The 13,885-nt window shown below is 44.3% G+C and carries 9 protein-coding genes; 5 read left to right on the top strand and 4 right to left on the bottom strand.

Features of this window, described 5'->3' with window-relative positions:
* Positions 1-51 precede the first annotated feature (51 nt).
* Entirely contained in the window at positions 52-2,130 is a 2,079-nt protein-coding gene (locus BTO10_RS07770) for a TonB-dependent receptor (protein ID WP_181143959.1), read from the bottom strand.
* A 450-nt stretch (positions 2,131-2,580) separates the two neighbouring features.
* Between BTO10_RS07770 and BTO10_RS07765 the strand changes: the two genes are divergently transcribed.
* Positions 2,581-3,321, top strand: coding sequence for an NUDIX hydrolase (locus BTO10_RS07765; RefSeq protein ID WP_004737533.1), 741 nt, complete (start codon positions 2,581-2,583; stop codon positions 3,319-3,321).
* Positions 3,322-3,439: 118 nt separating this feature from the next.
* On the opposite strand, the gene rhtB is transcribed toward BTO10_RS07765, so the two are convergent.
* Positions 3,440-4,063, bottom strand: coding sequence for a homoserine/homoserine lactone efflux protein (gene rhtB, locus BTO10_RS07760; protein ID WP_105024159.1), 624 nt, complete (start codon positions 4,061-4,063; stop codon positions 3,440-3,442).
* Positions 4,064-4,180: 117 nt separating this feature from the next.
* Here rhtB and BTO10_RS07755 point away from each other — a divergent pair, with 117 nt between their 5' ends.
* Positions 4,181-5,077, top strand: coding sequence for a LysR family transcriptional regulator (locus tag BTO10_RS07755; protein ID WP_105024158.1), 897 nt, complete (start codon positions 4,181-4,183; stop codon positions 5,075-5,077).
* A gap of 88 nt (positions 5,078-5,165) precedes the next feature.
* Here BTO10_RS07755 and exaC read toward each other — a convergent pair whose 3' ends face one another.
* Positions 5,166-6,686, bottom strand: a complete 1,521-nt coding sequence (exaC, locus tag BTO10_RS07750; protein ID WP_105024157.1) for an acetaldehyde dehydrogenase ExaC — start codon at positions 6,684-6,686, stop codon at positions 5,166-5,168.
* A gap of 326 nt (positions 6,687-7,012) precedes the next feature.
* Here exaC and BTO10_RS07745 point away from each other — a divergent pair, with 326 nt between their 5' ends.
* The 3 genes from BTO10_RS07745 to BTO10_RS07735 all read left to right on the top strand — a co-directional run bounded on the left by BTO10_RS07745 (position 7,013) and on the right by BTO10_RS07735 (position 12,899).
* Entirely contained in the window at positions 7,013-8,800 is a 1,788-nt protein-coding gene (locus BTO10_RS07745) for a sigma-54-dependent Fis family transcriptional regulator (RefSeq protein WP_105024156.1), read from the top strand.
* Between the two features lie 112 nt (positions 8,801-8,912).
* Complete coding sequence (locus BTO10_RS07740) at positions 8,913-10,406, top strand: cryptochrome/deoxyribodipyrimidine photo-lyase family protein (protein WP_105024155.1); 1,494 nt, start codon at positions 8,913-8,915, stop codon at positions 10,404-10,406.
* Between the two features lie 378 nt (positions 10,407-10,784).
* A complete protein-coding gene (locus BTO10_RS07735; RefSeq protein WP_105024154.1) occupies positions 10,785-12,899 on the top strand; it encodes a methyl-accepting chemotaxis protein in 2,115 nt (704 codons plus the stop codon).
* A gap of 99 nt (positions 12,900-12,998) precedes the next feature.
* Here BTO10_RS07735 and BTO10_RS07730 read toward each other — a convergent pair whose 3' ends face one another.
* Positions 12,999-13,850 carry a LysR family transcriptional regulator gene (locus tag BTO10_RS07730; protein ID WP_105024153.1) on the bottom strand — a complete coding sequence of 284 codons (852 nt, stop codon included), beginning with the start codon at positions 13,848-13,850 and terminating at the stop codon, positions 12,999-13,001.
* Between the last annotated feature and the right edge of the window lie 35 nt (positions 13,851-13,885).

The following is a 13,885-nucleotide window of genomic DNA, read 5'->3' as shown; positions in this document are numbered from 1 at the left end:
TTAATTTGTAGTTATCCCCCTCAAACAGAGGGGGAGTATATTATTGGAGAACTACCATTTTAGATTGACAGTGGCACCAATTGTCGCTGGGTCACCAGAGCGGCCGTACCATTTTTCATTTGATCCATCCCCCATAGGGAAGGCACGTGTCAGGTATTCTTTATCTAACACATTTTTCGCCCAAAGAATCAGGTCAATATTATCGCTTGTGTAACCACCCCTTAAGTTCAGAACGCCATAAGCATCTTGTTTAGTCGTGTTAGCACTATCGAAATAAAAATCACCCGTTACGTTATAATCAGTGTAAATAAAGTAGTTTTCTAAGAAGTTATAATCCACACCTAGGCTATAAGTATATTTAGGGGAGTTGGCTGGGCGATTACCGCTATAATCATGTTGACCGGCGAAGCCACCATTCATGTCGTAATCCTTGCTAACAAAATCATCAAAGCTTGCATCATTAAATCCACCGTTAACCCAAGTCGTTAAACCAGGCTGAATTAACCACGACAACTCAAATTCAGCGCCCTTACTAACGGTGCCCCCTGCATTTTGGGTAAAGGACTTAGGGTAAATCTGCTGTTCAACTTGTTGATCTTTCCAATCAATCAAGAATACTGACGAATTAAAGCGAATACGATTATCTAACCATTCACTCTTCATTCCTAATTCATAGTTTATTGTGTATTCAGGATCATACTTTGGTGAAATAGTTGGCGGAGTTAGCATATTAAACCCACCACTTTTATAACCGCGCGCGATGCTCGCAAACATCATAATGTCGGGGGTGGCGTAGTAATTTAGACCAGCTTTAGGCAACCACTCATTAAAACTAGCCTCATCTGAACCATTTGAACTTGGGGCATACATATTCCAAAGGTCAAGATAATCAAACTGAACTTTCTGATAGTCATAACGTAAACCAGCAATCGCTTCCCATTTTTCAGAGAATCGATAATTAACATTGCCAAATACAGCATAATTTCCTACTTTTGACTTTGTTTTAGTTTTATTAAACATACCGGCATTTTTCATACGCATATCAATGTCATTTTTGGCAGTCTCATCAAAGAAGTACAGACCACTCACCCAACGAACGGCATCATTTTGATCAGAACTCAATCGGAACTCTTGTGTCATGCGAGAGAAATCTGAATCAATAAACAGTTCTTGGTCATCAACTTGAGTAAAGTCTAAATCTTGATTATCAACTTTATCCTCTTTGGTATAAGCCGTAATAGACGTAAAATCGAAAGCATCTGCAGCATAATTTGCACGAATTGAACCAGTCAGGATATCGGCTTTCGCTTGTCCCTCTAAGTTGGAATAGACTTTATGGCTATCTTGATTAATCTGGTCTAGTGTAGCGAATGACATATTGCCATTTTTACGATTTTGGGCATCGACAGTAGCAATTACATCCCATGACTGATCAACGGGTACCCAACGAACTTTTAATCGACCATTAAAGTCTTTTACGTCATTAACGTCGTCTTTACCGTCATAGTCCCTTGTAAAATAGCCGTCATCCGTCGAATATTGAATCGCAGTACGGTATGCCCACTCATCGCTATCTGCAATAGCACCGCCCGAAATAAGATTGCCCTTAATTTGGTTGTAACTTCCGTAGGTTAACCCGGCGCTACCTTCAGTGAAAAAGTCAGGATCCTTTGTATGGATGCTAATAACACCTGATGAAGCATTTCGCCCATATAGGGTACCCTGTGGCCCACGCAATACTTCAATACGTTCAACATCGAGTAATTCTGTGTCAAACGTTTGATACATGACACCATCAATTAAAAACAGTACAGATTGTGAGCCTTCCATGGTGGGGGTAATTCCTCTCATAGAAAGAAAACTCGCATCGGAAGGGTTACCCGCTTTAATCATGGAGACATTTGGGGTTCTTTTTACAATATCAAACGTGTTTTCGATACCAGCTCTTTCAACATCGTAATCCGATAACACTGAAATACTGATCGGGGACTTTTGTGATTCTTCGGCTACCTTTCCAGCCGTCACCACCATTACTTCTAATTTATCAGGGTCAATAGCTTCCCCTAAAACAGTAAAGGAACTTAATGATAAACACACACTAAATGCTAGCTTAGATACTTTTAACGCCATAGGTCCAACCTTTATCCATAAATAAGTAATATCTAATAAAAAACAAATGAATATAGTAATAGTAATGTAAACGATTCTCATTTGAGTTGAGTATATTTCCTTGTATCGCGAATAAATGCAAATAACTATCATTTATAAAGAGAGGCTTACTTATTATATTTATACAAAACTCATTTAAATAAGGGGGAGAAATACCATTGGCAGGCACAGTTTTTTAGTAGAAAAGGGATTTAAGGTTATTGATTGACTTCCTAAGCGATCGCTAAAATAAAGAGTAAGGACAATTAATTTACTATTTTAACAATAACACTCAACTTATGATTGTATTTACGAAGGCGTGGGGTTACCTCGTACATATCCTTTAATGATTAGAGTGTTATCGACACCTAAGATGATATAAGCTGACCAAATTCTCGACATTTAATAAATCAAAACCATAAAGGATCATCTGTGGAATTTACGCTCGATAAATTTAACGGCATCATCATCAATCCAGCAACAGTCACATATGATGTTGACTCATTCCATGCTGAACTCAACAAGATCACCGAATTTTCAAAGCAAAACAACAAAGGCATCATTTGGATCAGCTTACCAATTGCATTATCACACCTTATCCCTGTAGCGACTGAACTTGGTTTTGTGTTCCACAACTGCCTAGAGGACGAAATTACGCTGATTCACAAATCCGAGATTGTTGAATTTGTGCCTTTTATTCCCACTCACACCTTGGGTGCTGGCGCATTGATCACCAATGAACACAACCAAGTACTAATTATCAAAGAACATGGTATGACGGGCTATAAATTACCTGGCGGCCACATTGAACTAGGCGAAAGTATTGAAGAGTCTGTGGTTAGAGAGACCATGGAAGAGACTGGCATCAAAGCAGAGTTTGTATCGGTAGTTGGCATGGCAACGCGCCACCCATATCAGTTTGGCAAATCGAACCTCTACTTTGTTTGCCACCTGATAGCTCAAACTCAAGAGATTGCGATTCAAGACACGGATGAAATTGCGGAAGCCAAATGGGTAGATGTAGAAGAGTTCATCAACAACACAGAGAACTACCCGTTCAACCGTCAGATGGTCGCTTCTTTGGTCGGCAAACAAGGTTTGGAACTGACTCAACTCGAAGGCAATTCAGGGCCTACTCATAAGCCAGAAGTCTTCTTTTCTAAAAGCGAATAATAAAAAGTTTGTTCGAGAAGTTTACACCATGAAAAAAGCGCCATTAATAGGCGCTTTCAAAGAGGCAATATCTGAGTTAAGTAAATCAATAAACTCATCATATCCTTTAAAGCCCATATTAGCTTCGTCCAGCCATCGCTAATAAACTGCCTGTACCAATAAATACACTGCCGAAAATACGGTTTTGCACAATCATATGACGGCGATTCTTAACCAATCCGCTCAACCGACTAGCTAATAATGCATAAGCACACATCACAAGCATATCGACGGTAAGTAAAGTACTGCCTAGCACTAGTATCTGCTCTACATGGGGACTGCTTGACACAATAAACTGGGGCAAAAGAGCAACAAGGAAAACAATACTTTTAGGATTGGTAACGTTGACAATCACTGACTGACAAAACATTTTCAAGCCACTTACTTTCTGCTGGTGTTCTTTGTAATCTGTATTATCCACCGTCTCGGTAAACTTCTTGATACCTAAATAAATTAAGTAGAATGCCCCGACCCACTTTATAGCAATAAACGCAACCTCTGATTGGGCAAGAACAGCACCAAGTCCAACACCAACTATCGCAATATTGAACATATTCCCAACTTGTAACCCAATGTTTGAAATCAAGCTTCGACGAAAGCCGTATTTCATTGTTATTGACATCATATTCACGGCCCCTGCACCAGGAGAAACAGCTAAAACAATGCACGCCATCAAAAACGCAAACCACAAATCAAAATTCATTTAAGATCCCTTTTAAAGTGACATCGACTCTAGACTTAAGTCGTCGTTGTAGCTAGTTTACTCACCACATAAAAATAGAAAAACTAAGTTTTTATATATTCATTCGTAAGGAAACCTATGGACACTCGATTTCTTGAAAGCCTTGTCGCAGTCGTAGAGGAAGGGTCAATAGCCGCTGCAGCCCGTGCCCAAGGCATAACACCGGCAGCCATCAGTCAAAGGATTCAAGCATTAGAGGGCGAGTTTAATTGTAAGCTGTTTAGACGAGCTGGAAGCACTGTTCAGGCCACATATGCCTGTTTGGCGGTTGTCCCCAAAGCAAAATCGATTATCAGGGAGACTCGTGATCTTATTGAAGTTGCACAAGGGTCGGGATTAGATGGCACGTTAAGAGTGGGGGCTAACTCAACGTCATTAACCGCGTTTATCCCATCGACTCTCAAGTCCATTCGGGAAGTTGCGCCACAGGCAAAATTTCATATCATTCCTGGGAATTCTATCGATTTAAATCGGAGCCTTATCAATGGCGACCTTGATGCAGCGATTATCGTTGCCCCTCCCTCTGTCATTCCAAAAACATTGCAATGTAGAGAACTGAGAAATGAGCCTCTTGCGTTAATTCATAACAAAACGATTCAAGGCTCTATTGCAAGTATACTCGATAACAACGCTTATATTAGATATGACCCTACCTGTTGGGGCGGGCAGATGTCGGAACGATTCATGAACGACACGGGGATGACTAAAAATACCATTTTTGACCTGGATTCCCTTGAGGCGATTGCTCAACTGGTGGTGGAAGAGGTTGGAGTATCAATTGTTCCAGTCTGGCCTGGCTTGGAACTCTTTGATGAACACATCACCATCACACCAATAACCAACAAGAAATACAACCGGAAGATGGTACTACTGAGTGCATACCACCCTAGACAGCCCAAACTACTCGAATTGTTTGTAAAACATTTAGGTGAACTCGACTCGATTACACTGCAAAAAAGTGAGTCAGAGCATTAAGGAACGGGGTAATAAAATGGAAAAAAGCGCCGTTGATACGGCGCTTTGTATTGAGTCCAAATAGTCCCCTGAGTACATTTTTGTTTAATCAAAAAAAGCCAAGCGGATTAGTATCGTAGCTGATCAGCAGGTTCTTAGTGTTTTGGTAGTGATCGAGCATCATCTTATGTGTCTCACGACCAATACCTGATTTCTTATATCCGCCAAACGCTGCATGTGCTGGGTAAGCATGGTAACAGTTAACCCAGATACGGCCCGCTTCGATATTACGACCCATGCGGTAAGCAAGGTTTGCATCACGCGTCCATACACCTGCGCCCAAGCCATATTCGGTATCGTTGGCAATCTCTAGCGCTTCTGCTTCATCTTTAAAGGTAGTCACCGCGATAACTGGGCCAAAGATCTCTTCTTGGAAGACACGCATCTTATTGTTGCCTTCGAGCATGGTCGGTTGAATGTAGTAACCATTGCCTAGATCATCCGGTTGCTGCGCAATTTCACCACCAGTTAGAACTTTCGCACCCTCTTGGCGACCAATTTCTAAGTAGCTGAGAATCTTATCAAACTGCTCTTGAGAGGCTTGTGCGCCAACCTGAGTGTCCGTATCTAGCGGGTTGCCTTGCTTGATGGTTTGAGCACGCTCGACCACTTTCGTAATGAACTTGTCGTAGACCGATTCATGAATCAGCACACGAGAAGGACAAGTACACACTTCACCTTGGTTAAAAAACGCCAGCAACATACCTTCAACACACTTATCGAGATATTCATCTTCATGATCAAAGATATCTGGGAAGTAGATGTTCGGTGACTTACCACCCAATTCTACCGTTGATGGAATCAAGCTCTCAGCCGCACACTTTAGAATATGGTGACCGACCTCAGTTGAGCCTGTAAATGCTAACTTAGCAATGCGATCGCTAGTCGCTAAGGCTTGCCCCGCTTCACTACCAAAACCATTCACGATGTTGACTACACCAGCCGGCAGAAGGTCGGCGATCTTCTCCATCATAACCAAAATAGATGTTGGTGTTTGCTCGGCAGGCTTCATCACCACACAACAACCTGCGGCTAAAGCAGGTGCCAGTTTCCAAGCCGCCATTAAGATTGGGAAATTCCAAGGAATGATCTGACCGACTACGCCAATTGGCTCAGGGAAATGGTAGCTAGCGGTGTTTGAATCGAGCTCGGCTGCGCTGCCTTCTTGTGCTCGAATACAGCCTGCAAAGTAACGGAAGTGATCGACAACTAATGGAATGTCTGCGGCTAAGGTTTCACGAACTGGTTTGCCATTTTCCCATGTTTCAGCAACTGCGATCTCTTCTAGGTTCGCTTCAATACGGTCAGCAATTTTAAGTAGGATGTTAGAACGTTCAGCAACACTGGTCGCCGCCCAACTTGCACGAGCTGCATGTGCCGCATCGAGCGCCAAGCTAATGTCTGCTTCATTTGAGCGCGCCACTTGGCAATACACCTGACCATTCACTGGGGAAGTGTTATCAAAATACTCGCCGCTGACAGGCTTCACCCACTCACCACCGATAAAGTTATCGTATTGAGCTTTAAAGTTCACCACTGCGTTGTCACTACCCGGCTGTGCGTAAATCATAGTTCGATCCTTCTTAGATGTGTTGTTCGTTATTAAGCGAGAGCTGTCTTATTTTTTGGCGACTTATCCTGAGAAAAGAACTCATAACAAGACGCCCATGTTTATTGTTTCTGTTTAAAACACTGATGCTTCGTGCTTTCTTCACAACAAGAACAACGCAAATCACACGCCATAACCTCAAAACTTGTTGTTAGTAAATTGTAAAACTATGATTACCAAACATTTACAACCCAAAGTGAGTTGGCATTGAACGGCCGTATGGAAACCACTCCAGTGTTCAACTGTTTCAATTTGGTACACTCTCACTGTTACGACATGGAACAGTCATGCACCTTCAACAAGCAAACACATCAGATTGGCTTTCATCTTCTTGGCACCGCAGCACAAAAGCGGGGCTAAAACAGAGACGTCTTCCCGAAGATATTCGCCTACCACAGTCGATTCTTAAGCAGCGACGTCATCAGTCATCAAGCTTGATTCAAATCGTCGAGCGCAATGCGCTGCCTCTGTTCAATCAGATGTTTGCACGCACAGACAGTCGTTTAATCTTGACCGACATTGAAGGGGTGATTCTGGCGAGTTGGGGACAAGAGCGGTTTAAGGAAAAACTGACTTCGATAGCACTCAGCTCTGGTGCGTGTTGGCAGGAACAACTCAAAGGCACCAACGCCATTGGCACGGCGATCGTGGAAGCCAAACCCGTGACCATCATTGGTGAGCAGCACTTCATCCACCAGCACAGGTTTATCAGTTGTTCAGCAAGCCCTGTGTTTGATCACCAAGGGAACATGGTTGGCGTATTGGACATTACCAGCGAGCAGCAACAACACGACAGTTCGGTACAGCTGCTCGTTCAAAACATGGTTCAGCTTATTGAGAATCAGCTATTGAGTCATATCCCACAAGGCACGACTCGTATTGATCTCGCGTGCGATAAATCACTACTTCACAGTGGTTGGCAAGGGATTGTAATAGCCAATGGAGCTGGAGAGGTGGTCGCGCACAATCAGGTCGCCTCTCAACTTTTAGATCAAACCTCAATCGTCGGTGAGAGTATCGATACCCTCTTCAACCAAACTTCAATAGATGCCCCCTTTGTGTTTGAAAAACAGCATCTCAAACGCCCAACAGCCAAGCGCACACGCTCTCTTTCCGCATCGTGTGATTTACACCATGGTGAGCAAAAGATAGAACACGCTTGGCAGCAGGCCAATAAGGTTATCGACAAAGGCATTAGCCTATTAATCCTTGGTGAAACAGGCGTCGGCAAGGGCGAGTTTGTTAAGGCGTTACACAAGCAAAGCCAGCGTAAATCATCGCCCCTAGTAGCGGTAAATTGTGGTGCGCTGCCTAAAGATCTTATCGAATCTGAACTGTTTGGTTACGCACCGGGGGCTTTTACTGGCGCAAACAAACAAGGTTTTCAAGGGAAGATCCGTCAAGCAGACAAAGGGATCTTATTCTTGGATGAAATAGCTGATATGCCGTTAGAGACTCAGTGCCGACTACTGCATGTTCTGCAAGATAAATCCGTGGTGCCAGTTGGTTCCAATCAAAGCTATCAAGTCGATTGCCAGATCATCGCCGCAACTCACAAAAACCTCGAGCAGTTAGTCACAACCGGTGAATTTAGGCAAGACCTGTATTACAGACTAAATGGCTTAGCCTTTACCTTGCCAAGCTTGCAACAGCGACAAGATAAGCATGCCTTAATCGAACACATTCATCGTAAATACTCCGAGGCTGAACAGTCTATTTGCCCGCACCTAATGAGTTTATTGTGCGCCTATTCTTGGCCGGGCAACATCCGAGAATTAGACAACTTACTTAAAGTCGCCGCTCTACTAGCGAGTGATGAACCGCTGCTCACACTCGAGCATGTGCCAAGCCACCTTGCTCAGCACCTCACCTCTTTAGCTCAAGATAACCGTCATCAGGTTACTGCTTCTCGTATCATCGAAGGTAAGCCAAATGCTGATTTAAGAAGCACCGTTGAAGAAACCTTGTTGCAAACCTATCAAGCCAACCAAGGCAACATCAGCAAAACTTCACGCATACTTGGCATCAGCCGTAATACGATTTATCGAAAACTAAAAAGCTTAGGCATTCTCTGATAATGAACACAGGCGCTCATAGCTTGACCTTTCATTATCGAAAATAAAATTCACTTCTAGTGAGACATTTTGCTCTCTGACTCGTAATGCTCCAAAACGAAAGAGGGCTCAGATGCAAACAATCAACGTAGTGTGGCTAAAGCGCGATTTAAGGCTCACCGACCACGCACCTTTACAACACGCTTTATCAGATCAACACCCCACGATATTGATCTACATTTTCGAACCCATGCTGCTAAACAATGCCCACTATTCTGAGCGACATTGGCGGTTTGTTTGGCAGTCTCTACAATGCATGAACCTGTCACTGAAGGCGTACGGACATCAGGTCTCAATACTTTATGGCAGTGCAATGGACTGCTTTGAAGCGATTCAATCTCGTTACCACATAAAAAATGTCTTCTCTCACCAAGAGATAGGATTAAATTGCACCTTTAAGCGCGACATGCAACTTTCTGCTTGGCTTAAAGAGCACAACATCCCATGGCAAGAGTTCGCACAGGGCGCTGTCGTGAGAGGGTCGAAAGATAGAGTCGGTTGGGACAAGCATTGGAACAGCGTGATGCGTGCTCCCATCGAAGAAAGTCAATTAACTGCAGAATCACTACATACCCTTGATGCTGAAGAGCTTGAACTCGCTATGGAACCTCCACAAGCATGGTTAACCAAAGTTAACGGTATACAAACGGGTGGAAGTGCACTGGCATGGGAAACGTTACACGACTTCTTTGAGCGCCGTGGTCGAGATTACTACCGCAGCATCTCAAGTCCTGAAGCCTCGCGACATGCCTGTACACGTCTATCTCCATATTTGGCTTGGGGTAACATATCGCTGCGTGAGGTTTATCAACACCTATTGGGGCACTGGCAGGTCGCGGGATTTCGTCGCAGCTTGATTGCGCTCTCCTCAAGGCTCCACTGGCACTGTCATTTCATGCAGAAATTTGAATCGGAATGCGCGATGGAATATCGCTGTATCAATCACGCCTATGAAGCGCTCTTACAAAAAGAAACGGTAAAAGATTCTACACTTCTTCAGGCATGGAAGATGGGGTTGACCGGGGTGCCATTGGTAGATGCCTGTATGCGCTGCCTGCATCATACTGGGTACATTAATTTCCGCATGCGCTCAATGCTAGTGAGCTTTCTCACTCACCATATGAACATGGACTGGCGTGATGGTGTCACTCATTTAGCCCGGCTGTTCCTCGATTTTGAACCCGGCATTCATTATCCACAGTTTCAAATGCAAGCTGGGGTAACGGGCATCAACACCATCCGTATTTACAACCCAACAAAGCAAGCCCAAGAACACGATTCTGATGGAGACTTCATCCGAAAATGGGTACCAGAACTTTCAGATATACCCACTCCACTTCTGTTTGAGCCTTGGAAGATGACGCCAATGGAAGTCATGATGCATGAGCTTGAACTAGATTCCCCTTACCTTAATCCAGTCATCGATCTCGAAGCTAGCGCTAAAGAAGCACGAGTGCGTTTGTGGTCATGGAGAAAACTAACGGAAGTGAAACAAGAACGAAGTCGTATTTTGTCGCGCCACGTTAGGCCACCGAAGAAAAAAAGCAAAACAACACGGGCAATCTAAGACAACGCATTCCCTCTTCAAATTACTTATAAAAAGAGTGGTCATCCACTAGGGTAGATAAAATTAATTGTGACCCTCGTCATATAATGAGTAATAGACTCGCGGTCACAAACTCGAAAATAAGAATCGCTGCCTTGCTAAAACATTGAACTCATTTAGGTATCATTAAAACTAATAAATACAGAAAGTTAGCAATTGCTAAATGATGATTTTGATCGTTCTCTAAGCGTTGCGACCAAGGCCAAAACTGCACATTATGCAATCTTGTTTATATTTTTGATCTTCCTATTCTTTTTGTGTTCATTTTTTTGCATTTTCCGTTCACTTATCTTGTTTAAAATCTCTGCAAAACTAACACTATTTAGCTAGAGAGATCATATGTTTAACAGTATACGAACGCGAATTGCGGTGAGTGCAGGCGGAGCGATGGCTTTCACCCTGTTGATCGCAATGGGCATGACCACTAGCGCTTTTACTGATGTGAACAAACAAGTCACAGAGAAAGTAAAACTCCAGTTAACCGACGCTACGACAACCGATTTACAGAATACGGCACTTCAGCAAGGGTTGAACATTTCCAACCAACTTAACCCGGTACTCGCCAACTTAACACAAGCACGTTCAATCATAGAGTTAAGTTCAGAAACTGACGCTAGCGCAGACCTTATCGTTAAACAGTTCACTGCCGCACTAGAAGCACAAAACAAAGCCGTATTTGCTGGCTACATGGTGTGGGAAAACAAAACTTGGCCACGACAAACCGATATCAATGGCGAGATCAGCTTGAACAGTGAATTAGGCTTTAATAGTCAGGGCTATCTTGCCCCTTTCTTCTCTCCCAATGACCAAAACAGCTTTGATGCGGTCGCAATGGAGAGCTTCAGCAATACCGAGTTAAACAGTAATGGCGAACGCAAAGACGACTGGCACTTAATGCCTTATCAAACCGGTAAAACATTCGTAATGGAACCGTACTTCTATCCGGTTCGTGGTAAGCAAGAACTTATTACTACTATCAGCCAGCCAATCAAACAGAACGGTAAGATCATCGGCTCACTTGGCTTCGATTTGTCACTTCATGAACTGCAAAGCCAGAGTGAAGGTCTTGCTCGTCAGCTATTCGACGGACAAGGTAGAATCCTTATCACTTCATGGAAAGGTATTACCCTAGCCAACAGCAGTGCTGGAAACATGGTGGGTAAAAAAGTCTCACCAGCGCTAGAAAAAGAGTGGTCGCGTGTTCAGTCTATCGCGAAACGGTCTGGGGCTGGGCTGGTGACGTTTGGTGGTGAAGAGTACGCCATAACGGCTATCGAGACCAGCGACGCACCGTGGGTAGTCATGGTGTCGGTTCCCAGTAGTCACCTTGCAAAAAGTGTCGACGAGTACACCCAGTGGAGTGATGAACAGAATTCGAAAGCGCTTGAAAAAGGTGTGTGGGCGGGGATCGTCGCCGTTCTTCTAGGCATCATATCGATGGCATTGATCGCCAACTCTCTGGGCAAAGTTCTCAATAACTTGGTAGAGCGATTCAAAGATGCCGCACAAGGCGAAGGCGATTTAACCTACCGCATCGAAGTAAAAGGGAAAGATGAGACCGCACAACTGGCTCACTGGTTTAATACCTTCCTATCTCGTATACAAGAGATGCTACTTACTGTAATGGCGACAGCAGACCAAGTCGATAAAAACGCGACTGAAGGCCAAGCGCGTGCAGAGGTATCTCGTGACCAGTTGAACGCTCAAGTAAACGAAGTGAACTCACTCGCCACTGCAATCAATGAGATGAGTGCAACTGCGCAAGAAGTGGCCAACTCAGCCGTGCAAGCCGCTGCCGCAGCAAGCCAAGTACAAAGTAATAGCCTTAACGGCATGACACGCATGGACAATGCTGCCAGCGCGGTTGATAGCTTGGCAGTTCAGGTGAATGATGCGCAGCAACAAACGCAAAACTTAGTCGATTCGAGCACTGCGATTCAAGGCATTTTGAGCGAAATTGGTGGTATTGCAGAACAAACTAACTTGCTTGCTCTGAATGCTGCCATTGAAGCTGCACGCGCAGGCGAAGCAGGACGAGGCTTTGCCGTGGTGGCCGATGAAGTACGTAACCTAGCAAACCGTACCCAAGGTTCGACCGAAGAGATCCGTTCGATGCTAGCTCGCCTAGAGCAAGAGACCCAATCTATCGTGGTCTTGATGGAGCAAAGTCAAAAGCAAGCGAATGATACCAAAGGCGAAACTCAAGCCGCTCATTTGGCGCTGTCTGAGATTAACCAAGCCATTGAAGTCATCAACGACATGAACAATCAAATCGCTTCTGCAGCTGAAGAGCAAAGTTCAGTATCTGAAGAGATTAACCGTAATGTCGTCATCATTAACGACACCGCCGTGGAAGTGATGGACACCATGACATCCTCGGTAGAAATCAGTAATGAGCTGACAGTAAAAGCCGGAGATTTACACGGAGAACTGAGTAAATTTAAGCTCTCATAATTCGCTCTCTTCCATAAAAACAAGGCCGAGAAACGCAATGTTCTCGGCCTTTCTATTTATTGTTCGCTCTCGAACTCAATGCATCTCACCGAGCAAGAGCTAATTAGAATCCAATTCAACCAGCTGATTGAGTACCTCTTTGTCCAATACTGGATGATGCTTACTCGCGAGCAACAGTACGATGTCTACCGCAGGTAACGGTGGCATGTCGTCGAGAATCTTCAAATCAGGCGTGACACTGAGCTTGCCCATCGCACCAATTGCTAACCCCGCTTTGACGATTGCACGCTGCGCTGAAGCCGTATTACTACAAGCCAAAAGCTGGTATCGCGTGTCTTGTTTAGTTAAACCATTCACCGCCGCAGCATGATATTTACAATCCGTCTGGAACAGAGCAAGTGGGACAGGTTTAGAATCATCAAACACAAAATCAGGACTGCTTATCCAAACGCCCACATCATTGGTTAGCCAATATCCCTCTTCACTACCGGGAGCGCGGGTCACAATCGCAGCATCAAGCCGACCATCATCAAGCCACTCTCTAAGCGTAATGCTCGGCAAGCTAAATATCTGAATGGAGCACGTGGGTTCCGCGTTCTGCAACAGCTTAATCACGTTCGGCAAGATGCTGTCGTTATAGTCTTCAGGGCAACCTAATCGCAGAGGCTGTTTGTCTTCATAACGCTTCACTTGTTTCAATGCCGTATTGTGGAGTGCGACGAGCTGCTCAGCATGGGCACGCAATGCCAAGCCCGCTTCAGTCAAAACCAGGTTGCGCCCTTCCTTTTGAAACAGGGTGACGTTCAGTTCTTCCTCTAACTTACGCATCTGAGCACTAAAGGCCGATTGGGTGCGATTAATCTGCTTCGCAGCACGTGTAAAACTGCTGGTCTCCACAAACGCGAGAAAGCCTCGCAACGCATCAATATCCATATTGAAATCACCACCCATCGTTTTTATTAATGTATTGCATCAAAATTATCCGT

Origin of the sequence: Vibrio chagasii (genome assembly GCF_002954585.1) — a bacterium.
In the GTDB taxonomy this organism is placed as follows: domain Bacteria; phylum Pseudomonadota; class Gammaproteobacteria; order Enterobacterales; family Vibrionaceae; genus Vibrio; species Vibrio chagasii_A.
The sequence above is the reverse complement of the archived record's forward strand: the minus strand, read 5'-3'. Positions and strand labels throughout refer to the sequence as shown.